The 23,721-nt window shown below is 61.4% G+C and carries 17 protein-coding genes; 6 read left to right on the forward strand and 11 right to left on the reverse strand.

Annotated elements, in window-relative coordinates:
- Positions 1–4 precede the first annotated feature (4 nt).
- Both AAC997_RS09220 and cobA read right to left on the reverse strand, forming a co-directional pair.
- Positions 5–364, reverse strand: a complete 360-nt coding sequence (locus AAC997_RS09220) for a DUF2849 domain-containing protein (protein ID WP_340645397.1) — start codon at positions 362–364, stop codon at positions 5–7.
- Complete coding sequence (gene cobA, locus AAC997_RS09225) at positions 361–1,209, reverse strand: uroporphyrinogen-III C-methyltransferase (protein WP_340645398.1); 849 nt, start codon at positions 1,207–1,209, stop codon at positions 361–363. Before cobA ends, AAC997_RS09220 begins: the two co-directional genes overlap by 4 nt.
- Before the next feature lie 177 nt (positions 1,210–1,386).
- Between cobA and gcvA the strand changes: the two genes are divergently transcribed.
- On the forward strand, positions 1,387–2,343 hold the full coding sequence (gene gcvA, locus AAC997_RS09230; protein WP_340645399.1) for a transcriptional regulator GcvA: 957 nt from the start codon (positions 1,387–1,389) through the stop codon (positions 2,341–2,343).
- A gap of 107 nt (positions 2,344–2,450) precedes the next feature.
- On the opposite strand, the gene AAC997_RS09235 is transcribed toward gcvA, so the two are convergent.
- Positions 2,451–4,253: an NAD(P)/FAD-dependent oxidoreductase gene (locus AAC997_RS09235; protein WP_340645400.1), complete on the reverse strand. Its 1,803-nt coding sequence runs from the start codon at positions 4,251–4,253 to the stop codon at positions 2,451–2,453.
- 664 nt (positions 4,254–4,917) lie between these two features.
- Between AAC997_RS09235 and AAC997_RS09240 the strand changes: the two genes are divergently transcribed.
- The 3 genes from AAC997_RS09240 to AAC997_RS09250 all read left to right on the forward strand — a co-directional run bounded on the left by AAC997_RS09240 (position 4,918) and on the right by AAC997_RS09250 (position 8,799).
- A complete protein-coding gene (locus AAC997_RS09240; protein WP_340645401.1) occupies positions 4,918–6,078 on the forward strand; it encodes a tyrosine-type recombinase/integrase in 1,161 nt (386 codons plus the stop codon).
- Entirely contained in the window at positions 6,056–6,685 is a 630-nt protein-coding gene (locus AAC997_RS09245; RefSeq protein ID WP_340645402.1) for a hypothetical protein, read from the forward strand. The genes AAC997_RS09240 and AAC997_RS09245 overlap by 23 nt, the downstream gene beginning before the upstream one ends.
- 392 nt (positions 6,686–7,077) lie before the next feature.
- Positions 7,078–8,799, forward strand: coding sequence for an AAA family ATPase (locus tag AAC997_RS09250; RefSeq protein WP_340645403.1), 1,722 nt, complete (start codon positions 7,078–7,080; stop codon positions 8,797–8,799).
- A 27-nt stretch (positions 8,800–8,826) separates the two neighbouring features.
- On the opposite strand, the gene AAC997_RS09255 is transcribed toward AAC997_RS09250, so the two are convergent.
- Positions 8,827–9,051, reverse strand: a complete 225-nt coding sequence (locus tag AAC997_RS09255) for a hypothetical protein (protein ID WP_340645404.1) — start codon at positions 9,049–9,051, stop codon at positions 8,827–8,829.
- A gap of 75 nt (positions 9,052–9,126) precedes the next feature.
- On the opposite strand from AAC997_RS09255, the gene AAC997_RS09260 reads away from it, so the two are divergent.
- Positions 9,127–9,615 carry a hypothetical protein gene (locus tag AAC997_RS09260; RefSeq protein ID WP_340645405.1) on the forward strand — a complete coding sequence of 163 codons (489 nt, stop codon included), beginning with the start codon at positions 9,127–9,129 and terminating at the stop codon, positions 9,613–9,615.
- Between the two features lie 5 nt (positions 9,616–9,620).
- Here the strand turns inward: AAC997_RS09260 and AAC997_RS09265 are convergent, their stop codons facing one another.
- Both AAC997_RS09265 and AAC997_RS09270 read right to left on the reverse strand, forming a co-directional pair.
- Positions 9,621–10,307, reverse strand: coding sequence for a hypothetical protein (locus tag AAC997_RS09265; RefSeq protein WP_340645407.1), 687 nt, complete (start codon positions 10,305–10,307; stop codon positions 9,621–9,623).
- A gap of 825 nt (positions 10,308–11,132) precedes the next feature.
- Entirely contained in the window at positions 11,133–11,336 is a 204-nt protein-coding gene (locus tag AAC997_RS09270) for a helix-turn-helix transcriptional regulator (protein WP_340645408.1), read from the reverse strand.
- 128 nt (positions 11,337–11,464) lie between these two features.
- Between AAC997_RS09270 and AAC997_RS09275 the strand changes: the two genes are divergently transcribed.
- Positions 11,465–11,911: a hypothetical protein gene (locus tag AAC997_RS09275; protein WP_340645409.1), complete on the forward strand. Its 447-nt coding sequence runs from the start codon at positions 11,465–11,467 to the stop codon at positions 11,909–11,911.
- Positions 11,912–11,947: 36 nt separating this feature from the next.
- On the opposite strand, the gene AAC997_RS09280 is transcribed toward AAC997_RS09275, so the two are convergent.
- The 5 genes from AAC997_RS09280 to AAC997_RS09300 form a co-directional block, all read right to left on the reverse strand.
- Positions 11,948–12,322, reverse strand: a complete 375-nt coding sequence (locus tag AAC997_RS09280) for a phospholipase D-like domain-containing protein (RefSeq protein ID WP_340645410.1) — start codon at positions 12,320–12,322, stop codon at positions 11,948–11,950.
- A 179-nt stretch (positions 12,323–12,501) separates the two neighbouring features.
- The gene (locus AAC997_RS09285; protein WP_340645411.1) at positions 12,502–14,718 is read right to left on the reverse strand and encodes a hypothetical protein; all 2,217 of its coding nucleotides are present in this window, start codon (positions 14,716–14,718) and stop codon (positions 12,502–12,504) included.
- Positions 14,711–19,060, reverse strand: a complete 4,350-nt coding sequence (locus AAC997_RS09290; protein ID WP_340645413.1) for a DEAD/DEAH box helicase family protein — start codon at positions 19,058–19,060, stop codon at positions 14,711–14,713. Before AAC997_RS09290 ends, AAC997_RS09285 begins: the two co-directional genes overlap by 8 nt.
- Complete coding sequence (locus AAC997_RS09295) at positions 19,057–21,813, reverse strand: hypothetical protein (protein WP_340645414.1); 2,757 nt, start codon at positions 21,811–21,813, stop codon at positions 19,057–19,059. Before AAC997_RS09295 ends, AAC997_RS09290 begins: the two co-directional genes overlap by 4 nt.
- Positions 21,806–23,329, reverse strand: a complete 1,524-nt coding sequence (locus tag AAC997_RS09300) for an N-6 DNA methylase (RefSeq protein WP_340645415.1) — start codon at positions 23,327–23,329, stop codon at positions 21,806–21,808. The genes AAC997_RS09295 and AAC997_RS09300 overlap by 8 nt, the downstream gene beginning before the upstream one ends.
- Between the last annotated feature and the right edge of the window lie 392 nt (positions 23,330–23,721).

The following is a 23,721-nucleotide window of genomic DNA, read 5'->3' on the forward strand; positions in this document are numbered from 1 at the left end:
GGCCCTACTTACGCTTGATCAGGTTGACGCGGCCCGTGGACCGCGAGGCGCCGGTGGCGTGCATCAGGGCCTCGATGGCCGCTCCGCCTTCGGCCTGCTTGCCGTGCCCCGGGTGGTTGGGCGGACCGAGCGCCCGGATGCGCTCGCGATAGCTCAGCGGCGCCCAGAGGCCTTCGCTCTCGATCAGGTCGATTAGATAGACGTCGATGACGGTGTTGGGCTGGGACTTGCCCCGGCCCTCGGCGGCCTCGCCGCTGGCGTCGTCGGCGAACAACTCGGCGTCGGCGAGCCGTTCCACCCACTGTCCGGTTTTCCAGAAAACGACCTCGCCGTCGTCCAGTCGATTGGCGGTCAGCGCCTTCATGATCCCACTCCCCGCTCGAGACCCCGAGCTTCGATACTTTGGACAAACCGTGCGGTCCCCGCCTGAGCCAGGGCCATGGCCTCGCCCACGATCAGCAGGGCGGGACCGGAAACATTCGCTGCGGCGTCGGCCAGGCCGGCCAGATCGGTGACGACGCGGCGCTCATCGGCGCGGCTGGCGTTCTCGACGATCAGGGCCGGGGTCGAACCCGCGCGGCCAGCGGCCGTCAGGCGCTCGGCGATCTCGGCGGCGGTGGAGACGCCCATGTAGATCACCACGGTGTGGTTCGGCTTGGCCAGGCTCGCCCAATCCAGGTCCGGGGTCTCGCCCGTGGCCGCATGGCCGGTGACGAAGGTGACCGCCTGGGCCGCGCCGCGATGGGTCAGGGGCGCGCCGGCGTTAGCCGCCGAGGCCAGGGCGGCGGTGACGCCAGGCACCACGTGGCAGGCGACGCCGGCCTCGCGGCAGGCTTCCAGCTCCTCGCCGCCACGGCCGAAGATGAACGGGTCGCCCCCCTTCAGCCGGATGACCGTCAGGCCCTCCAGGGCGAAGGCGACGAGCATCTTGTTGATCTCACCTTGCGCGTAGGAGTGCCGCGACTTGCGCTTGGCCACAGAGATGCGGCGCGCGGCGACCGGCGCAAGATCCAGGATCTCGTCGCTGACCAGCCCGTCGTGAACCACCACGTCAGCGGTCGCCAACACCTTGAAAGCCTTCAGGGTCAGCAGTTCCGGGTCACCGGGGCCCGCGCCCACCAGCCACACCGATCCGGCCGCGCGCGCGCCCTCGCCGCCCAGAACGACCAGGCGGTTGGCGGTGGGGGCCTTGGGCGCGCGATGCGACATGGGCTTTAGGTTCTCTAACGACTAGACTTGAGGTTTGAGGCGGAAGGGGCTCCACGCCCGCCCCGCCCGATGTCCACCGATGAAAAGGGCCTATACACCGCCGGACGCTTGCAAACTGGCCTCGGAGGGCCCAATTCGCAAGCCAAGGACTTCTGCCGGGGCTGTCAGGAAAACTCCATGGAACGCGACGCGCCGCGCCGCAGGTTGCCGCCACTGAACGCCCTTCGCGCGTTTGAGGCCGCCGCCCGCCACTTGAACTTCTCGCGCGCCGCCGACGAGCTGTCGGTGACGCCTGGCGCGGTGAGCCAGCAGATCCAAAACCTCGAAGACTATGTGGGGGCGGCCCTCTTCAAGCGCACGCCCAAGGGCCTGCTGCTGACCGACGCGGCCCAGACCGCCCTGCCCGCCCTGCGCGAGGCCTTCGACCGGCTGGCCGAGGCCGCCTCCATGCTGACCGCCGCCGTGGATGGCCGTCGCCTGACCCTGACCGCCGCCCCCTCCTTCGCCGCCAAGTGGCTGGTTCCCAGGCTGGGCAAGTTCGAGGAACTGCATCCGCAGGTGGACGTCTGGCTGTCGGCCGGGCTGGAACTTGTGGACCTCACCGCCGGCGAGGTGGACGTGGCCATCCGATATGGCGCAGGCCGCTATCCTGGCCTGGAGGTCCGCCGGCTGATCGGCGAGACCGTGGTGCCGGTGTTGAGCCCCGAGCTCCAGGCCGCCAACCCGCTGAACTCGCCCGCCGACCTGACCGGCCACATCCTGCTGCACGACGGCTCGCCGGAGCCCGACGACAGCTGCCCCGACTGGACCATGTGGCTGGCCGCCCGCGGGGTGAAGGGCGTCGACGGCACGCGGGGCCCCCGCTTCAACCAGTCCAGCATGGTGATCGAGGCCGCCGCCAACGGTCGTGGCGTGGCGCTCGCCAAACGCACCCTGGCCCAGGCCGACCTGGACGCCGGTCGCCTGGTCTCACCGCTGCAGATCTCGACCGCCGTGGACTTCGCCTATTACGTCGTCCACCCCAAGGCCAAGGGCCGCCTGCCCCAGGTGAAGGCCTTCATCAACTGGATCACCGCCGAGGCCGAGGCCCACGAGCTGGCGCTGCAGGCGCTCGACAACGGCGCGGGGATCTAACTCAACGTCATCCCGGCCGCAGCGCAGCGGAGAGCCGGGATCCAGGGCCGCGATCAATCCCCCTGGGTCGCGGATCGCCTATCGGCGTCCGGGATGACGGGAGTTGTTTACCTGAAACTCAGCCCCTCGAACTGCCCCGACGTCCGCCAGGCTTCGATGTACTGGAAGAAGGCCGTGGCGCCCTGCGGGTAGCCGACATTGTACTTGGCCGCCGGGCCGGGGCTCTGGCCCTCGTTGTTGTAGTAGCCGGGCGTGCAGTCCGGAGCGCCCATCATGCGGCCGGCGCCGGTCAGCAGCAGGTCGACCCAGGCCTTCTGCGCCTCGGGCGTGACTTCCACTTCCTTGGCCCCCATGTCGAGGGCGTGCTTCACCGTCAGCGCAATGGTGCGGCCCGATTCCGTCAGGTTGTGCGGCACGTTGGAGATCAGGTTCGCCCCTTGCGTCGGCTGCACGAAGAAGGCGTTGGGGAAGCCGAGCACGTGGATGCCGTGCTTGGACTGCATGCCCTCCGCCCAGGCGTCCGACAGTTTCAGGCCATCGACGCCGGTCAGGTCGAAGCCCGCGCGGCGCTTGTACTCGGTGCCGACCTCGAAGCCCGAGGCGTAGATGATGCAGTCGACCTCGTACTCGACGCCGGCCACCACGAAGCCCTTTTCGGTGATGCGCTCGACGCCCTTGCCGTCGGTGTCGATCAGGTGAGCGGCGGGTTCGTTGAAGGCCTGCAGATAGGCGTCGTGGAAGCACGGGCGCTTGCAGAGCTGACGATACCAGGCCTTCAGCTTCTCGGCGGTGTCGCGGTCCTCGACGATGGAGACGGCGCGGGCGCGGATTTCCTCCATCTTCTCGAAATCTGAGTCCTCATAGGCGGCCAGCATCTTCAGCGGGGTCATGTCCTCGCGGGGCAGTTGCGAGATCTTGGCGCGGATGCGGCGCGAGAGGTCGGTCCAGCCGTCCATCACCAGGTCCTCCTCGGCGTTGCCGCCGGCTTGGTTGGCGGTGAAGTTTTCCAGCCAGCGCTTCTGCCAGCCGGGGGTGGAGATGGAGGCGAACCATTCCGGATCGATGGGCTTGTTGGCGCGCACGTCCACCGAGGAGGGCGTGCGCTGGACGACGTAGAGGTCCTTGCAGGCCTTGGCGAGATGCGGGACGGCCTGGACCGAGGTCGCGCCGGTGCCGATGATGGCCACTCGCTTGTCGGCGAGCTTCTCCATCTTGCCGCCCTTGGGATCGCCACCGGTATAGTCGTAATCCCACCGGCTGGTGTGGAACGAGTGGCCCTTGAAGGTCTCGATCCCCGGAATACCCGGCAGTTTCGGCACGTGCAGCGGTCCGGTGCCCAGGCCGATGAAGCTGGCGGTGAATTCATCGCCGCGGTTGGTCTTGATCACCCAGCGAGAGTTGGCGGCGTCCCAGCTCAGGTCCTCGACCTCGGTGTGGAACAGCGCGTTCTCATAGAGGCCATACTGCGTGCCGATCCGCTGGCACTGCTCGAGGATTTCCGGAGCGTGGGCGTACTTCTCGGTGGGCATGTGGCCGGTTTCTTCGAGCAGCGGCATGTAGATCATCGAGGCGGTGTCGCACTGGGCGCCCGGATAACGGTTCCAGTACCAGGTGCCGCCGAAGTCGCCGCCTTTCTCGATGATACGCACGTCGGTGACGCCCTGCTCCACCAGGCGGGCCCCGGTCACCAGGCCGGCGAATCCACCGCCCACGAAGGCGAAGGTGACGTGGTCGGTCTTCGGCGCGCGCTCCACGCGGGGCGTGTACGGATCTTCGAGATAGTGGGAGAGGTTTCCCTTCACCTCCAGGTACTGCGAATTGCCGTCGGCCCGCAGCCGCTTGTCACGCTCGGCGATGTACTTGGCCAGCAGGGCCTTCTTGTCGATCGCGGTCACAGCCTCGGTAGTCATCTCAATGGCCTCAGTCTTAAATTCAAGAAAAACAAACACCTGAGCCACCAGGGCCGGGGTCGTGGTTTCGAAGATAGAGTATGGGAACCTTCCGCGCTAGTTGCGGCGTGAGCAATGATGACGTTTCCACACGCGGCAAGCAGCGGCGGCGATGTCGTGAAGGTCTGGAAAAGTCCGGCCACCAAGCGAATGGTGGGTGCAGTAGGATTCGAACCTACGACCCGCTGATTAAGAGCGCGGCTAAATGTCTGATTATATTGCTTTATATCGCTTCATTTCGTTCCCCGGGCATTCAATCAGCGGGTCTTTGGCTCGCTGATATCGTATCAGGACCTAGCATATCCATTCATACAATTCTGGGCATCCGATACCCCCGTGTTCCCCGCCGGATGGACGCCGCGAAGGTGGGGTAACAGATCGATTGGAAAGTTCGGGCGCGGCGTCACGTAATTTCGTGAGAGCCGAAATCCAGAATGCACACGACGCTGGTTGGTACGTGTGCGTCGCTGAGGAGGCGGTCTGAACGACCCCCCGGTCACACTCGCATAAATCGCAATCCACGTCAGGATAAACCTTTCTGCTTCAGAAGGTTGTCGCTCAGAGTTCTTCTTTGAGATGCCGGAAAACTTGTGATTATTGGAATGCCATCAGCTTTGGATGGCACATGCGCAAGGCGCTTACCGACAAGACCCTCGATGCCTTGAAACCGGCGGCGCAGCGATATGAGGTCCACGATCTCCACTGTCCCGGCCTCAGCGTCCGGGTCTCTCCCGAGGGCCGGAAGACCTTCACGATCAAGTACCGCTACGGCGTGAAGCAGAAGCGCCAGACCATCGGCGTCTATCCCCGCTACACGCTGGCCGAAGCACGCGCCAAGGCGATGGCTGCCCTTCGTCAAGTAGATGACGGCATTGATCCGCAAAGCCGCCGGCGTCAGCCTGATCTTCGCGTTGAGGCGATCTGCCGTTCGTTTATCGAGCAGTACGCCAAACCCAGGAACCGTAACTGGCGTGAGACCGAACGCGTTCTGGAGCGCGAGCTCATCCCTCGCTGTGGTCAGATGGAGATAGGAGAAATCCACCGCGCCGACGTGCTGGAGGCGTTGGATGCGGCCATCGCGCGGGGGGCCGGCTATCAGGCGAACCGGATTCTCGCCACTGTCCGCAAGCTGTTCAGCTGGTGCATAGAACGGGGGATTCTGGAGGTCAGCCCGATCAATGGCCTGAAGGCTCCCGTCAAGGAACAGTCGCGAGACCGTGTTCTGAAGGACGAGGAGATTAAGCGGGTGCTGGCCGCGTGCAGCAACGAGGCCTACCCGTTCCGGCACTATGTTCCGCTTCTGCTCGCGACCGCCCAACGGCGCGCCGAGACTGCGGCGATGCGGTGGAACGAGGTCGACCTCGAAGTCGGAACCTGGGTGATCCCAGCAGACAACGCCAAGAACGGTAAGCCCCATGTGGTGCCGCTCAGCGACTTTGCCGTCCGCATTCTTAAGGACGTGCCCCGGTTCGCGAACTCGCCCTACGTCTTCACGACCACGCGGCAGTCGCCGATCAGTGGATTCACCAAGGCGTTGAAGCGCGTTTCTGAAGCCTCCGGCACCGCGAGCTGGCGTTTCCACGATCTGCGCCGCACAGCAGCATCAGGCATGGCGCGGGCAGGCATAGCGCCTCACGTGGTGGAGAAAGTACTGAACCACATCAGCGGCACGATTTCTGGCGTGGCGGCGGTTTATAATCGCTACGGCTACGATACTGAGAAGCGCGAGGCGCTGGACAAGTGGGGAGATTTTCTTAGTGGGCTTGGACAATCCACCGAAGACTAACCTTGTCCCGCTTGTCGAGGCCTTCGACATGATTGGGCGTTCTCAATCACCCGAATGGGACGGCAACGAAGCGAAGGCGATCAGAGTCGGGCAGCGCTCAACCGATCCTGCAGCGTGGGAGCGCGGTCGCGCTGCCGAGAAGATAATGCGCATGTGGCTGGAGAACGGTTGGCTCAGCCTTGTCTATACCGACCAGGAGGGACATCGGGTCCGATATCCAGAGCAGTTCAGCCATTGGGTAACCACCATCTACCCGCAGCCCGCCGATGACTCGTCCGGAATGATCGAACTGGCCTCTGGCGCAATTTACCCTGCGGTCGCGGATGTCCGTGAACTTCGCCGCCTTATTTCCCGATCTTTCACCCGCCCTGTGAAGCGCGGACCTAAGCGGATGTATGCGGAATACCGAACCTCCGTGGAGGAGTTCTTCGCGTCCCACCACCTCGAAGCCACCCACGATGACGTCCGCGCCTTCATCAAGGCAAAGCACCTGTCCGACGATCAGTGGCCTCGAAAGTCGCAGGAAAACGCGATCATTCTGGAGGTTCGGACGAGGTTGAAGAACGATCGCATGAATGCCGGTCGGCCGCCGGTCGGCACATTGTAGCACCCTGCCAGCCACGGACTATTCATGCAGGCCTTCTCAACGGAGGCTTCATGAACCAGCTCCTTTACGACCGTTCCGATTTGCGCCGGCGCGGCATCAAAATCTCAAATAGCACTTTGCTTCGCCTAGAGGCCCTCGGTCGCTTCCCACGGCGTGTCCGCATTGGTGCGCACTCGGTCGCTTGGCTCGCCAACGAGATCGACGAGTATGTTGGTCTGCTGGGCGCTGCCCGGGGGGCAAACCGATGATGCCCCGCCTTTCACTTGTCAAACTGCGCACTTCCAAGGGCAAGAAAGTGAAGAAGGTCGTCCTCACAATCGAGGGCAAGAGCGTCGACGACATTCGACCAATGGTGACGTTGATTGCGGCGGCATTGGGCGTGGAGCGAAGTCGTGGGTAAGCGCTCAGTCCTCTCACCACGCGCAGTGCGCAAACTGGACGTCGCACGGGCCACCATATCGGCAGGCATGGGTGTGATCGCCATCGAGCCAAAGTCGAAGCGTCCAGACACGCGCTTCTCACCGCAAGGCAGTAAGAGCGCCACTGATGACGTGACGCAGGTGCGTTCTTGGTTGCTGGATGACCCAAAGATCAATTTAGCTGCCACCGTGCGCGAGACCCCGTTCCTCGTGATCGACATCGACGGACCGGATGGCGAGGACGCACTCGCAAAGCTCGGTCCGCTCCCCTCGACACGCCAAACCCAAACCCGTGACGGCCGCCACCTGTTCTTCAGGCACCATGGGAAGGTGAAGGGAAGCCGCATCGGCTTCTCGCCGAAACTTGACCTCATCGTCTCCGGTTATGTCCTGCTGCCCGAGAGCCTTCATCCAGAGGGCGGGCGTTACAAGTCGCACGCTTTTGATGCCCCGATTGCGGACCTGCCTCACGCAGCGATCAAGGCAATCAACGCCGGGAAGAAGGATGATCGCGTACCGCAGCAGACAGGAGGCATCTCAGCGGGGCACCGGGACAATCGGCTGACTAGTTTGGCCGGAGCCTTTCGCCGCCAAGGGTTTGAGGCCGAGGTGATCGACACCGCGCTTCAGGCAGTCAACGAAGCGCATTGCCGGCCTCCGCTCTCGGAAACTCAGGTCGGCAAGATCGTCCGCAGTGTCACTCGGTATAACCCGGAAGACGATGGCCTCTTCGAAGCGATGTCCAACGTCACACCCCGAGAAGTGGACTTTCTCTGGGAGCCGTTCTTCGTTCGCGGTGCGATCAATCTTTTGGAGGGCGATCCCAACGTCGGAAAGACCTATCTCCTCTGCGAGATCGCCGCTGCGATATCGGCAGGGCGCGGTCTGCCGGATCAAGAGGAATCCGAGCCTCGCAACGTGCTGTTCATGAGCGCGGAGGACGATCCGGAAACTACGCTCGTTCGTCGCCTCATGCGGATGGGCGCTGATTTAAAGCGGATCACCTTCTCGACCAAGTTTTTCCGGTTGGAAGAGGAGGCACTGGGATGGATCGAGAAGCACATCGCGGACAAGCAGGTCGAGTTGCTGATCCTCGATCCGCTGCTGGCCTACATGCAGGGCGGCATTGATATGAATAAGGCGAACGAGACCCGGCCCTTCATGGCGCGCTTAGCTGAACTGGCGAAGGCAAAGAACGTCACCATCATCGCGCTGCGCCATCTGACAAAAGGCGAAAAGGACAAGGCCATCTTTCGCGGCTTAGGGTCGATCGACATCACCGCCTCCGCACGCTCGGCTGTGCTGATCGGGGAACACCCGGAGGAGCCAGGAGTCCGCGCCATGGTGCACATCAAGCACAACCTTTCTGAACGCGGCCGCACGCAGCTCTACGAGTTGACCGGCGGCGATCGGGCCAAGGGCAAAGTGCCGCGGGTCACATGGCGAGGAGGAAGCGACTTGGGGCCTGACGATTTCTTGCGTCAGCCGGGGAAGCCGGGCCGGCCAGATACGGTGATTAGCGACGCCAAGGATTTCCTGAAGCGAGCGCTCGCGGGTCAAGCGCGCCCAATCAAAGCCGTGTTGGCCGAGGGCGAGAAGCGCGGCCACTCAGCACGCACTTTGCGGCGCGCGGCGCAGGATTTAGGTGTCGTCAGCGAACACCGAAGTTGGAAACTGGCCAAAATGTCCCTGTAGGGGAGTTCTGGCCAATTGCCGGGGAGATCAAGTGGAGGGAGCGGCCGTCAGCGCCGTGCGCGCTTCCTCCAAGCCCTTCGATCCAGTTGCCCATTCCCACGGCTGCCGGGCCACATGGTCCTTGCAAAGGTTGGGGAATTCCTTCGCCTTCTTGCTCGCAAGCCGCAGCACCATACGTGCGTCGCGCGGGTCGATCTTCAACTCCTTGCAGAGGTCGATCAGCGTCACCTTGTTTTCGATCGGAGTCGTCATGATGGTCTCTCCTGTTGTTGACTATCGAGACCACTAAGAGAGCTTCAGAGACCGTGTCAGGAGAATTCCCAGTCGATGCTTGATACGCACTTCCTAGTCGGCACCTCCTTCTCCTCATACGACACCGGTTCGTATGCGCGGGTGTTCGTCAATCAGGAGCGTCTGAGGGCGATCAAGGTTTTCTATCGGGGGAAAAATCGGGCGCACTTGGTCGAGGTCTTCGAGTCGGAATTCAACGCCTATGAGCTCGTTCAAAGTGCGCCGGACCTCGTGGGGATGACACCTCGATTTTATGGGTGCCCTTCAATTTCAGGCGTGGTCGATCGGAACGGATCGGACGTTTCTCAGCTCTACGAGCTCGATCTAGCTATCGAACTGGACTTCGTGCCTGAGCGCTTCGACAAGATTACGGAGTACGGCGAGCGTGGGGTTGAAGCGTGTCGCGCCTTCGAGAAGCAAGGCATCCATTACACACGAGACGCTTCAGCCGCTGTCCGGATCGATGGCTCGCTTCGATTGATCGATTTTGCCACGCATTGGGTTGAGCCGTTTCACGACGACTAACTCGTCTACTCGGCAGCTAGCGCTGAATGAGTCCCAGACGCTTTCAGCCAGGCCACCCAGCGTTCAAGGAAGCGGAGATAGTCGACCTCCGCGATCGAAACGAAATTCAGGCGCTCGAGTTCGTCGGACCCGCGCGTGTATTTGCCGCTTCCGAACGCCAGCTTCTCCGCCTTACGACCGACAGTTTGTCGTCCTTCGTGATCCAAGTAAAAGACCCCGCCGTGGGAAAGAGCATTCCGGAGGCAACTTGCCCACTGGCTCGCTGGCATTCGTTCAGCTGCCAGGAGCCCACCCTTGCTGGCGAGATCAGTGAGCGCCTCTTCGGGGATTTCTCGCGCTAGGTTCACTCCCCGCCGGTACGAAACGCTCGCGAACGCCCACGTTCCAGCCTCAAAAAACGGCGCTTGCCCCAGGGCGTCCCTTCGGAGGGTTTGCCTAATTGCTTCGGATTCCTGCGGCGCGAGGAACCTGTCGTCAACGTACCCCTCGTCGAGGTTAGACAGGTGGCGCTCCAGTCGCTCCACCGGCAGCGTGATCATGGGCGCGGACATGGCTAGCAAGAAAGTCGTGGTTAGGGGACCAAGGTCCTCCTGGCCTGCCACGTAGGATTTGGCAGCCTCGGGCAACAGGTCTCGAATTAGCTGCAGGCACCGTTCGGGTAGGTCTAGCGAGTACCGGTACGGAATTCCCATGTGCAGCTCCGTTGGGTGAGAGGCCAGTCATTTGATGGCGAGTGCAATCGTCGATTTGCGATCCGCTGATTTAGAAACAGACCACCCCGCTCCGCAGAAGATTGATTTTGCGGGTCTTGGAGCTGCCGAACGGGCCGGCGGGGTACCGTGTGGGGACCAGACCTATTCCAGAAGCCCCGTCCGCCCCCGCAAGGACTGCGCGAACAGCGCTCGTTCCGTCATGGTTGCCCAGCGAAGACGGTCGACTAGCTCGTAGCGGTGTCGTCCACGTGCGCGCGGCTGTAAGCCCTGGCCGTCCAGGCGCGCTTTGAGTTTACATCGTCGTTTCCGCGCTCGCGCGAGTTTATCCATGCCCTGGGTCGCATAGCTCAGCCTGTGGGCCTGTCGGCACGCGAACCGACCGTCGTGCCAACATAGGACCTCACACCGCCGCCCCTGCTCTGGACACGTAAAATAGAAGCGATGCCCCCCATAGCGGCATGGCACGCCCTCAACGGTGATGGTCTGGGCCACCCGTGATTGCCCCACCACCGTCAGCGTGATCGTTCCGGCCTCTGGGTTCGATAAATCGACACGCACACGCGCTTCAGTGACGGTGAGGCCCCTCTGGGACCAGCGCACCGTATCGATGACGCATTCGCCGGACTTCACGAGCCCCAGGCGGCGCAAATCACGCATGCTGAGCGCCGGTGCATCCTCGACCACCCCTTCGTGGGTTGTGGATCGTCGTCCTGAGCCTATCCCGCCCATGCGGTCTCTCGCTGCTTCACCGTGGTGATTTTACGAAATTCCTTGCGCTAAGGCAGGCGAAAGCCCGCTGCTCGGCTAGTCGAGTAGTGCAGAAGCCGTGACACCAAGGGGCTTTGCGAGCTTCTCGACTACCGTGATCGTAGGGTTGCGCGATCCGCGCTCGATATCGCTCACATAGGTTCTGTGGAGTCCGGCCTCATGGGCGTACGCCTCCTGCGATAGGCCCTTCTCCGTGCGGAGCCTTTTGATGTTTCGGCCGAGGCGCAGGCGAATATCCACCTGCCGACGAAGCCGGGCATGTCGCTTATCGGTCTACAGACGATCAGTGACAAACGCTTTGACGCGGATTCCCGCGCTCAATACAAATGTCACTCATCGGCCACATTCGATCTGTGAGGAAAACGGCCATGACAAAGAAGGCAGGCCTGTTGTTGGGGGTAGCTGGATTGCTGGTATATTCAGCGAACTGTTTTGCGGCCGACAAGAACACTGTCCCGCTCGACGCGGGCGCTCGCCCCACGCAAACGGAGGCTGTGCGCACGGGCGAGCAAGCCATCCGCCAACAAATGTTTGATCCAGATGCGGCAAAGATTGAATGGCCCTACCTGTTTAAGAGCGGGACACTGAAGCCGACGTTTGGGAAGCCGACCGCAGGTTTTTGGACGTGCGGTCTGATCAACGGCAAGAACCGCTACGGTGCCTATAGCGGCCAGACGTGGTTCTTAATCATGATCAACAACGGGGTCGTCAACGCACTCGACGTAGGAACACCAGGTGAGATTGGTATGGCGACCGCCAGCTGCCCGGATTTTCTTGAGAAGGGGGTTTTGCAGCCTGTGCCCGCTGTAAATTGACCACTCGCCTCTAGGCAGGTTCCCAAGCAGCCAATTTTAAGGTTTGGAGAACGTGGAGATCACCGCGTCCACCACTACTTTGATCGCTCTAACGGCTGGTCCTTCAACCAACATACCGCACTCAAGGTTTGCGCCCTTGGAACGCCAAAGCAGGTTGGCTGATCCGACATAGGCGGCGACGCCGTCAGCGAGGACGATCTTCGCGTGGAAGGTTTCGTCCGAATCTCCTTCAGGACGCCCCTCAGGGGCATAGTCGTAAACAGTCGCAATCTTTTGCAGCCGACGGCCTGCGAGGCCGCAGGCGAGAAGTTGACTTGCATCCCGCAGCACGAGCAGGCGATCCGTCGCATCGGTCAGTTCGAACAGCTCGAGCGCCCACTTTGCACCGGTCCCGTCGATGTAAGGGATCATAATGACCAACCGCACCTTCGCCCTCATAGCGAGGTGCCGGAAAGCGTCGGTCGTGTCGGTGAGCGACGAGAATTTCGAAGCAATGTCACTTCTCAGGGCCTCACCAAGTTTGCTTGGTTCCGGAGGGAGCGTGACAACGAACCGGGCGGTCGCCGCAGGCGACACAAGAGAGTCCTGACTCATTCGTCCAACACCGGATCGAAATAGCCGATCAGGTCAGGCGCGATAGCCGCTTCCCATTCGGGCTTTGATCCGCCCTTGAGAGCAGAGCGCGACAGCAGGAGGTTGGATGCGATGCAGCTCACCTCGCTCACCATGACGCAAGCCGGGCATGCTCCGCCGCGCGCGTCACACAGGCTACCGGACCCGCAGCGAAGCATCCGTTGGTCGATATTTCGGCGCAGGAATTCCAGCGCGTGATTGCGCCACATGGCTGAGACATTTCCGAGGTCTGGCGTCATCCCCTTTCGGTAGACGACGAAAGCGAGGTCGGCGGGGAAGATGTGTTCGCCAATTCCGTCGCGATCGAGCCCCGAGACTTCGGCTAGCGAGTGCATGAGCTGGTGGGATAGGGTGTGCAGCAGCAGATAGACATACGCGGGAAGTCGCCGGTCCGAACTGCCTCGCTCACGATCCTTGTAGGCCTCCAGGAAGGGCCCAAAATCTTCGTAGGATTCTAGATAGGCGCGACCGATGCTGACTTCCGGAGCCGGCATGTCTGCGATGCCGTTGCGCTCAAGCCAGCGACGCACGCGCCCCTCGTCGAGTTTGACATACAGCGCTTCATTGTTCTGCTCGGTAACGTAGATCGGATGCTTACCTCCCGTGTTCGGCAAGGTATCGAAAGCGTTCAACCTCACCGGCATCGCGAGAGACTGGCCGTTGTGTTCACGCTGATAGATTGGGGTCGAGGAGACCCGTGTGAATCCAAAGCTGAATTCGCAGATCGGCAGGCCGCGGATCAGCACCATCCGGTCGATACCAGAGTGCTCAAGCAGGCCTCCGATTTCCCCCCGATAGCGCTCAAGGGCCTGCTGCTCGTTCACCACTGCGCTGAGGGTGATATCCGGCTTGAGCACATCGACGGCGGCGTGCCGCGTCATTGCATCGACGATGTGCTCTCGTTCGAAGACGTCATGCTGGATCGTAAGCCGGATGGGATCGAAGCGTCTGGCCCAAGTCTGACGGGCGAGGACGGCTTGCATCAAGGTCGGGCTGGCTAGTTTGCCTCGACTGACTAGCTCGTCTGAGAACCACTGTTCACGTATCGCCTCCGCTTGATCCAGATAGCGGCGCGATCTGGCCTCTCCACCTGGTGCAGATGCGGCGCGTTCCGCAAGGCCCTCTAGGTCTTCGAATTCTTGCCATTCGCCTTCCCGCCCCGAGACTTTCACCGCAGTCGCGACTTCATCACGGGAGGGCTCATCGAATGGGATGCGGTGGATGCGCGCGAGGGTACGCAGCAGGTCGCTCGTTCGCTCTCCCGTCATCAGATCAACGACGGAGGAGTCGTTGAATTTTATGAATGAGCTGCGCTGCGGGTAGAAGGCGGAATTGGCCCGATACGAGACCGGGATCATGTTCACTTCGAGGTATTGGAACTGCCGCCCGCCGGCTTGCTGCTCGCCGTAGAGGCGCTCCAGAACTTCGCGGTCCGCCTTTTTGAGGGGCCGCGATTCCTTGCAGCCTTCGCAAACGAACCGCCATTCGGCGAAGACCGGAGCCTTGTTGTGCAGGATGAACCGGTCGCTTCCACATGTGCAGACACGAATCTGGTTCACTTGGCCGGTGTTGGGGTCGGGGTTGTAGTTGAAAGGGCTAAGCGGCTCGACATTCCCTGACCAGTGGACGTAGACAACGTCGATCTGCGTCCACCGAGCCTGGTGTCCGTGGCAAGTCTTAGGCAGCGGCGAGCGAGCCTGTTCTTCGACGCTTTGGAATTCACGAACCCTGCCGCAAGTCCCGCAGCGGTAGATGAGCGGATAGGGAACGTAGCCGACGACATCAGGGCTTACTGTGCGGAACTTCCCCGCGTCGATCTGCACCCGACCGCTGTAGGCGTCGAAGAAGGATCGGTCGATTGAAAGATCGTCCAGCGCCTCTGGAATGGCAGCTGCGATGCGTGTCCGCCAGTTGGAGATGAACTCCCTCATGCTGTCGAAGATTAGCGCGCGCGTCGTGCTATCGACCTTCAGCTCACGGTCAACAGGAACTGACCGGCAGATGCCTTTGCCCCCCTCCCACGTGAAGAGCACGCCGGGGGCGTAGGAGGTGGCGAGTTGGGTCCGCGAACGCGACATGACCGGCGGCTTCGGGAGATCGTCCTTCGTCCGACGCCCCCCCATAGTCGTCGGGCGGCGATAGCGATCCGGGGAGTTGTCGCGAGGTTCACTCATTGCGCGCCGCATCCGCGTCAGTCTCAGCGGCTTCGCCTTTTTGGGTCCGTATTGCACGCATGACGGAGGTCAGGTCTCCGATATCGACATGCTTGCTCCGTCCGGTCGCCCTCGGATCATAGCCGGAGGCAACGAGATAGCCCGCTTCGTCAACGTCGCGCAGCGACGTCATGGGCTTCTGAAAAACCGTATCCACGCCTTCCCAATACTCAGCCAGACGACCTGAGGTCGACTGTCGTGACATCGAGTCAGCGAAACGGCCCATCTCGTGATCGACCATCCCCGCGTAGTGTTCGCGATAGGGAGGTTCGCCGAACTTTCCGGCACCCCTTCCCTCGTAGCCTGCGGATCGCAGCGCGAAACTTCCCAGTTCATTGCGGAACCGGACCATGTCGTTGGTTCGTAGTCGAAGCCGGCTGAGCGAGTCACCGGCTTGAATTGTCGCTTTCCTGTCGTCTGGAAGGCGGGCGAATTCCTCGGCTTCGCGGAGCATCGCCCAGGACTGGATATACGAAGCCAAGACCCGTCGAACAGCATTCTCGGCCCAACGCTCCACCGCAGGCGGAGCAATCATCCGCTCAAGGAAGCGATGGAAAATATCGTGGGTCTCGACGACATAACGATCACGGCGGCTTTGCGGTGTGGGAATGAGCATGACGAAGCCGACGTGAGTACGACCGACGCGGCTGGAGGCTTGGATGTACTCTGCGACGTCTGAAGGAAGACCCGCGAAGAACATGCTGTTGAAGCGGTCGACGTCGACGCCGTGACTTATAGCGGCCGTCGCGACGATGTTGCGAACCGTCTGGGCGATAGGCGGGTAGTCCTTCCCGTCAAAGGATACGCCAGCGTCGTTCATCACCTGCTGGATCGCCCTCATGTCGACGCCGCCGGAAATCAAGCGACTGTCGAACGACTCGAACGGAAGACCTGCGCGGCCGTGATGCTGCTGCACGGAAGCGCTCAGCGCGTCCATGATCTGGTCACCACCCTTCTTGTTGGTGACATAAGCCAGAGCGATCCGATGTAGGTCGACGAGAGCCATCACGTCGGACTCGCGCCCTTCGGCGAGCGCACGTTCAAGCGCACGGCGTCGCCAAAGTCCGTCCTGTGTCGACGGAATCGCGGCCTTCAGTTCGTCGATCGCTGCCGCGCGAAGGGCTGGATCAAGAAGGGATGTCCACAGCCTCGTGATAATGGTGTGGAAGGCGCTCAGGACGTGGACCGCTGTAACGGTGTGGGTCGCGTCGTTCGTCATCAGTGAGACGTAGAGGCGCATCCATGGGGCGGTCTCTTCAGGCGCACGGTGAGCGGGCAGCGTAGAAGCGAGTTCGATCCGCTCAGCATTGCCTTCGGGTGGGGCTTCAGGCTCCGCGAAGAATGATCGGTAAATGTCGGGGCCAGGATACGGGAACCGAAGGGGCCGGCGCTGATAGAGCGTCTCCAGCTGGCGCTCTGGGTTCGAGATCGTAGCAGTAGCCGCAATGATCTTCGGCATACGCAAGCCGCGCCATTCATCGCCAGTCCAGACCCGTGCGACGTTGAGGTCATCGCCCGCCAGCCCGTCGATTCGCGCGAATACGTTCTCGAGCAGGGTGTCGAAGAGGCCACTGAACGTGCCGAGACTCTCCTCAAGAAGGTGAGCCTCGTCCTGAATGATGAGGGAGGGGAACGGGTCGGAAAAGACGCGTGTTCCGTGATGGTAGGCGGGGAAAATTGGCTGACAGCCGTCGGCCTCCGGCCCAGCAGCCAACTTCTCCGAATTCCGCTCCACGAAGATATGGCCGCTAGGTTCGATCCAGCGGGCTAAGCCGAACATTCCGAGGACACGCGAAACGGTGTTTGTGTGCTGGCCCAGCATCGCTAGCTTGTCGACGGTGCCTAAGACGATAGACGGCGCGCGTTCGTAGATCGTGTCGTCGGTGAGGAGGAAAGGAAGGGGGCGAATGCCACCATGGCCAGTGTTCCAGGCGCACCCGTCGTTGAAGCAGACGATCGCAGCGCGCTTCGCTCTAGGCCCATCTGATTCATAGCGGCGGAGACCCGTGGCCCGCTTGCAGATAGGGCATTCGGGTACCTTGTTGTAGGCGTCGCGGATGTCGCGATAGCGACGGGCCCGGGCGGCCTCGTCCTCGCTTGCCTGGGCGCCCTCTTCTAGCGAGAGGTCATTCTGACGAGCTGGATCACCGAACAGCGGAACGTCCGCGCGGATGCCGCTGTAGCTGTTCGGCGTGTTCGCCGAGCCGACCCAGAAGCCCATTTCAAACGGCCAAGTCCCAGCCTTGTTTTCCCTGCGAACAAGCTCGGCCCAGGACAGGAGTTTGAGAAGGCGTTGAGCTTGCTGGAGGGTGAGCAGCCGGAGAGGATAGCGGATCATCGCTGTGATTCCGCGGTTCTTTCCTCGCAGCCGATCAACGAACAGCGCGAAAAGCAGGGCACCATAGAAGGCCTCCGACTTACCGCCGCCGGTCGGGAAATACAGAAGGCTCGCAGTGTCCTCGTCGAGCTTTGCGTTAGAGAAATCCCGATACTCGTCCATGCGGGAGACGAACGTCGGGATGTGCGCCAGGATGAATGCCAGCTGGAATAATCGCCATCGGCGTTTCGGGTCGTTGCGGTCCCGCCTGAAGAATGTCTCGTTCGTCATGCACCAGGCGCGCCATGGGATTGCCCGCCGTTCCAGTCGCTCGCGTTCTGCCGGATTGGCGGCGGAAGGAATGCCCTTTGCAGCTGCAGCGGACTCGATAAGGACCTCGACACCTTTTGCGATAAAGTCGGCTTCGTCCCTCTGGCCCTTCGTGTCCTGTTTAAGGCGCTCTGTTTCACGGTCTGCTTCCGTGACGTTCAAGCCTGATCGAACCGCGTCCCTAAGGGTCTCCTCGTTGTTTGCGATCCAGGCGACATAGGCCTTGGGTAGACCGGCGAGATCTTCCGCCCTGAAGTCGGCGCGGGCAAGTTCGCCGAAGCGGGTTTCGATATCCGCCTGGGTGGGGCGGATGCGGGGTTGGACGAAACGTGGTGCCCACGTCGTCGACAAGAGCACCTGTTCATCCTGCTCATTCAGATCGATGCCGCAGTTGAGACCGATGGCGGGATATTCGAGGTAGTGCCTGAACCGGTATGAAGGTTCGACGCGGTCCAGCTGCAACATGCGATGAGCGATCTTCGGCAGGGCAACAGAGAGGCCGGTGCCGAAAACAGCGTTGCATCGGACCGCGGCGTCGGCCGACCTCAGTTTCTGGCACTGATTGTCGAGGAGGACGCGATATGAAACCCGCGATCGGTCGATGAAATCGACCTGACGTTCTACCTTCAGGACGATGGAGCTAAGGTCGGGAATTAGCCTCGATTGATCAGGCGCGACTTCCCTGGTAGCCGCGATGAAGGCTTCCCAAGTCTCGCGGCTTTCGGCGTGCTCGGGTCTGACGCGTAGATTGCGCCAGGCCTCCTGTTTGCCGTCGCCGTTGAGCCAGGCGGCAAGTTGTTCGCGGACGCTAGCCGCGAGTCTTTCATTGTACGTGGCGATCAGCGAACCAAGAGCCGGACCTTCGGCATCGGCCGCCCACTCAAACACGGGCAACTTCAGATCAAGCCGCCGCCACTTCGGCGGGATCGGAGAGGGATCAATCAGGGAGTGGGGAATCTCTCGGCCTTCCCGAACCATTTTGGCAACGGGTGCTACAGGCGGTTCTGTAACCTCGGGTGTGTTCTGATCGGCCTCATCCGAAGGAACTTCTTCGACCACCGCTACCGCGTCGTCCAACGTACTGAGATCGTCGGCGTTTAGCCGGATACCCCGCCTTGCGTACGCGCCGAGGCGCACCTCTTCTTGTATCTTAGCGCGCCGTTGCCGCATCTCGGCCCTGGCGGCTTCGTCCATCGCTCGCCAAGCTGGTTTTTCAACGCCGGCAGCGATGAAGGCTGCAATGCGGGCCTTCTTAATCTCGTCGTCGATCTCGCGTTGAACATCGGCGTTGAGTCGGAAGTCAAACTCCAACGGACCCCGCTTCGGATCAAGGTCATCCCACGTCGGCAAGATCCTCACATAGACCGAGAATGCCGGTGCCGCCTGCAACGTCGCCGACGAGTCGGCCGCGAGGTAGAAGTCCATCCCGAGAGCGGCAATCGCGATGTCAGACGTGTCGTCCTCACCCTGCATGCCGAAGCGCGGCAGGAGCTGGCCCGAAACGATTGCGCGGCGTGGGGACCGACCGTAGATGAACTGGCCTTCGTCGTCGGTCGCTGCGACGCGGTTGACTATCGTGTTTACGATTGCATCGCAGACCGCTTCCTTGAGTTCGACATCTATCGCACTCAGTTCGCTCTCGCCGAGCCCGTTCATCGGGCACCTGCCGGCCGCACTTTGGCTACCCTGGCAACGAACTCATGAGACACAGCGCGAAGCGCCCGAATATCAGCGTCGCGCTCGCGATTTTCAGCGAGCACGGCGTGCGGGTCCGTGAGTATCCCTCGGTAGGCATCGTGGAATGCGGCTCCTGCACGATGCCGACTCGAACGCTGGGCGATTACCGCCCATATCCAGAAGCGCTTCGTGATCGTTGGCCCGATCTCAAGAGCGGCTGTAAATCTCCGGAAAGTGTTCTCGTCCTGCGGAGCGTGAGGAATAACCTCATACAGCGGTTTGTGCGCTTCGCGTTCCAAGTCGATCCAGTAATGCGCGCGCGTCGGCAAGATGTCTGGAGCGCTCATTCGCTGACAAAGCTCGCGCAAGCGTCCACCTTGATTTCCACCAGGCAGGGCGTTGAACTTCTGCAGGACCAGCTGATGGTAGTCACGAATTTCCTCGGCGGCCGCCGCAGTGAGGTTGAGCAGGCCGCGGGCTTTTTCGATGAAAGCTGGACCGATCACGCAGAGCTCGTCGCCGGCCTGTACGTCCTTCGCGGCGACCTCAACAAAGCGCGCCACGGCACGATCGCTATCCTTGCTGACGAGCAGGGTTCCAGGCCGCGCGATGATACGCTGGCCGTTTTCCATGACGAGTTCGAGGAGCGTGGTGTCAGTGCGCCGGTTCGGACCAGCTAGATCGATGATAGAGCCAGCAGGGAATTCGACATCTTCCGTTGGGGCGATCGTTCGATCGAGTTCAACTTGATGGTCGCCCAGCTCACGGAGGCGAGTGGCCGCTTTCGCAGAGAAGGTTCGTAGCCTGCGGACTAGTTCGTCTTCCTGCAGCTGGTCCGCCAGCCTCGCGGCATCCCGCGCCGCGAACTTTAGCGTGTCGCCGTCGGCAAGGAAGGAAAGTTGGTGAGGAAGCCAAACCTGGGCGAGCAGTTGAAGGATCGTGTGGCGCGTTGGCGCGACGAAAACGGCGCGCTTGTAGTGGTTTTTCACCGTAGGTTCGAGCGCCGCTAGATCGAGAAAGCCCTGTTTGGTCGTGAAGCGTACGAACCCGTTCTCGAGCCGCTCGTGAAGCTTAGGATGGTCACGACCGAGCAGATACGCGCAGAAGTCCGCCATCGCCTCGGTTCGGAATAGTACGACCGTCCTCGAACTGGCGCGCTCGGCGGGCAGGACTGCCTCTTCGACTAGAGTGGACATCGACGTCGCCGTTTCGGCCTTCTCCAGTAGAGTGCGGGCCTTTGAAATGGCATTCTCAAGCTCATCCGCAGCGACGAGCGACGCACCATTTCGAACGTCGAGAAGCGCGGCCACTTCTGGCTCGATGCGGTAGGCGGCCAGATTGTCAGCTGCAATCGCTTCCCCGGCTTCGCGCTCAAGGAAAGACGAGAAGTCTGCAAGACTTCCAGGGAGACATGCTGATCGCCTAAGCTTCGCGACAACATCTCCGGCCGCCTCAGCGCCAAGCCGGTTTCCGCGATCACGAAGTTTAGCTCCAATCGCTCTGAACGATCCGATTACCTCACTCAGCTGTCCGACAAAGCCATCAACTTCCATGGACGCCGCTCCACGCCAGCTCACATCGCCGGCGTCGTTGGAAGATGCCAGAATGCCCTCATCGCGCATCAACAGCGCTTGGCCGGCGGCGGGTGTCATGTGGGTCCGCTTCGGATGTGTCTTGCGCCCCAGAAGGTCGAACCGCACCGCGTCGTAGGTCCAGGGATCGTCCGTAAGCGCCAGGATTCCAGTCTTGGGGTAGGCGGCCCGGATGCTCTCGACGGCAGTTTTTGCTGCGGGAAGCCAGTCAAAGCCGAACCGCGCTCTTCCTGCCTTCGAAAGGTCTAGGATAACGATGTCGGGCGCCGTTTTGATCGCGCGTAGTTCCCGCTCAAGCGGATCGTTAGCCCGGATACCGAAGAGGTAGAATTTGGCGCTCTCCGGCTTGTCCGCCGCACCCGAACGGCTGTGCTTTTTGAGGTCTGTTTTCGTTCGCGTGTACCAGAGCAGCTCGCCGTTCGCCGCACATCCAGAGAGCGCTGTGCCGTGAGGCACAATCTCGTCCAGTATGGGATGTGTCAGTTCAACGTAGTCGTTGCCGTCACTACCCCGGCCAGTGATTTTCGAGGCCCGTGTCAGTACCTGATGATAATCCTTGAGTGCCGCGTCGTCATCGCCGCCGATGGACCGCGACAAGTGCTGCATATGAAGTTTGCCGAGGGCGTTTCGGTCTACGTGGACTTCCCGCGCCAATGCGTGGGCGGTGCGCGCATACGGATAAAGGATTGCCCGCAAAGCAGTTGGCCGCTCTGCGATTTTCGTCTTCGCTCCCTGTACGTCGGCAACATAACGAGGCACTGCGGTCGTTTCGCAAATCGCAAGGAGCGCGACCAACGCCGAGAGGCAGGGTTGATGAGCGGGCCAACAGAGCAAGACCTCGGGCTCACCGCCATTCATCGCGCGCAACGCGGCGCGCATTAAAGCGCTGTAGTTGTTTGAAACGCTGCGGGTAGTTGAATCTCCAACCTGGTAGAGCGGGATTTCCTGCGCCGCGCTAAGGTAGTGGTCGATGTCGCGCTGATGCCTCTGTGAAGCGGCATTCTGTGCGGCTGTACGCTCCTGCGCCTGCTGGGCAATCGATGCAGCGAGCCTCTTGCGATGAAGGTCATTCGCGCCCCGTTGCTGGAGACGGTCCGCAAAGTCGGAGCCTGGTGCGCGCGAACCTGGATGCCTATTCATTCGCACCGCCCGACAAACTAGGTCGTGCGTAGGCCGAGCGCGCGGCCCCTTCGGCGTCGCCAGTGTGGCTACGAAGCTCTTCTCGGAATATCGCCGGTCGCGGTAAATCGAGGTCCCGCAGCAACTTCACCGAGACGGCGGCGGTGCCGGAAACGCGGCGATACCTTTCGTCAGCCGCTGCCGTGTTCAGGAGCCGGACGGCGAGGGCAAGGTTGTCGGCACTCTCGCAGGTGAGGACGATGGTGTGGTTCTCAGTGACAAAGCCGCCCCATTTTTCCACCACGTCTGGGGCCACGACTGCCGCTATGAGCCGTCGCGCCTGCTTGTCATTCGTCGTACGCTGCATGACCGCAGCAGATGACGTGATGATCGCGGTACTCGGTCCTTTGAAGTCGACGAAATCGGTCCCGACGTTCTTTTTTCCGGCGGGCCGACAAAGCTCGCCAGCCTTGACGTTTGCGGCCCAAACCAGGGGAAATGCCGTCCTGCGGGCACGCTTCAGAAGGCGATGCCCTTCACGGTTCCAGACGAAATACCCCGACCGCGCCTCGACGCCATAGTCTGCGAGAGTTGCCCCGCCCACCTGATCCGCCTCAGTGGCCGGCAGCGGCCAAGGGTCACCGCTCACGGCCGAAAGTGGGAGACGCGCCGCCTGAACATCAGCCTCAGCGCTGAGGACGGGGAAATCGACGAGTGCAGCGGCTGGATGTGGCTCCCCTTTGCGAATGAGCAGGACGCTAATGTCCTGCTGAACGTCTGCGAACACGCTCTTCCGTTCAGGCACGAAACCGATGGCGAGTATTTGCCCTTGCGATCGGAGATATGACCTCATCCGATCGTAGAGCGGCCCAGACCTGAAGCTTGAGGGCAATACCAAGGCTACAAGCCCACCTGGCTTAGCGTAGCGAATGCAAAGGTCGGCGAAGACCGCATACTTATTGATGTGGCCGCTGTAGGCGATCTCCTTCCAGCGTTCATCGGGAAGGTCGGCGGCTGTGACTCGACCGTAGGGAGGGTTGGCCACGACTAGGTCGTAGAGCTCCCGCGTGCGCTGCAGAAGCGCGTCTCCAACGATGATCAGCTTGGGTGCCTTGGACAGACCAAGGCGATCGCCGACTAAGGCTTCCGACACCCGCGCCAGGCCCGCATCGATCTCGATCCCATGAAGGCGGCTTACAGCCGCTTTCGCATCCACGCCGTCAGCGGATGCCCGCGCGGCGATGTTCGACAAAAACGCAGCGCCACCGGCAGCCGGGTCGAGAACACGGTGCTGACGAACGTCAAATCCGGCCGATATGGCTAGGTCTAGGACCGCTTCAGCCAAGTAGGGAGGCGTGAAGTATGTAGCCTGCTGCCGCCGTATTTTTTGAGAGAGCAGAAGGGTATAAAACGTGCCGATCCAGTAATGCTGCTCTTCGAGGGAGGCTGCTGCAAGCTCCCTGGCGAAGGTGACGAGCGACTTCGTGGGTTGTTGGTCGGACAGGAGTGAAAGGGTTAGATCGACCCGCTGCTTCAATGTAGATGCGGCGCTGACGCTTGCTGCCGCGGCTCTCGCCGAACTAAGTAAAGATGCCCTCTTCTTGGACAAATCAGGAACCGCCGAACCACCTGCGGCATTTAAATCAAGAGACAATCTGATAGATTCGGCCGGAATTCGCCCAGCCCCAGAATTACGACGCGGCCGTATCTCAACGATACCTTCGCTATCTTGGGATGGCCAAGTATTCATGCGCATAATTTATGATACAATTTAACGTATTGAGGTGGCGTGGTTCGTGGCGACACCTCGCTGCGTAAAAATTTTCCCCTGCCCGACCCTACCTTCGGTTGAAGGCTCTCAGCCGTCAATGCGGCCGGGCACCTAAGCGAGATGTCACGCTTGGTCTGCGAGGTCGCAGCCATCTTCCG

The organism is Phenylobacterium sp. (assembly GCF_037968635.1).
Lineage (GTDB): Bacteria > Pseudomonadota > Alphaproteobacteria > Caulobacterales > Caulobacteraceae > Phenylobacterium.

Coding starts and splice junctions, on each gene's coding strand:
- AAC997_RS09285 (WP_340645411.1), bottom strand. CDS start 14,718: ATGAGTGAACCTCGCGACAACTCCCCGGATCGCTATCGCCGCCCGACG.
- gcvA (WP_340645399.1), top strand. CDS start 1,387: ATGGAACGCGACGCGCCGCGCCGCAGGTTGCCGCCACTGAACGCCCTT.
- AAC997_RS09260 (WP_340645405.1), top strand. CDS start 9,127: ATGCTTGATACGCACTTCCTAGTCGGCACCTCCTTCTCCTCATACGAC.
- AAC997_RS09290 (WP_340645413.1), bottom strand. CDS start 19,060: ATGAACGGGCTCGGCGAGAGCGAACTGAGTGCGATAGATGTCGAACTC.
- AAC997_RS09295 (WP_340645414.1), bottom strand. CDS start 21,813: ATGAATAGGCATCCAGGTTCGCGCGCACCAGGCTCCGACTTTGCGGAC.
- AAC997_RS09275 (WP_340645409.1), top strand. CDS start 11,465: ATGACAAAGAAGGCAGGCCTGTTGTTGGGGGTAGCTGGATTGCTGGTA.
- AAC997_RS09255 (WP_340645404.1), bottom strand. CDS start 9,051: ATGACGACTCCGATCGAAAACAAGGTGACGCTGATCGACCTCTGCAAG.
- AAC997_RS09235 (WP_340645400.1), bottom strand. CDS start 4,253: ATGACTACCGAGGCTGTGACCGCGATCGACAAGAAGGCCCTGCTGGCC.
- cobA (WP_340645398.1), bottom strand. CDS start 1,209: ATGTCGCATCGCGCGCCCAAGGCCCCCACCGCCAACCGCCTGGTCGTT.
- AAC997_RS09265 (WP_340645407.1), bottom strand. CDS start 10,307: ATGGGAATTCCGTACCGGTACTCGCTAGACCTACCCGAACGGTGCCTG.
- AAC997_RS09240 (WP_340645401.1), top strand. CDS start 4,918: ATGCGCAAGGCGCTTACCGACAAGACCCTCGATGCCTTGAAACCGGCG.
- AAC997_RS09280 (WP_340645410.1), bottom strand. CDS start 12,322: ATGATCCCTTACATCGACGGGACCGGTGCAAAGTGGGCGCTCGAGCTG.
- AAC997_RS09220 (WP_340645397.1), bottom strand. CDS start 364: ATGAAGGCGCTGACCGCCAATCGACTGGACGACGGCGAGGTCGTTTTC.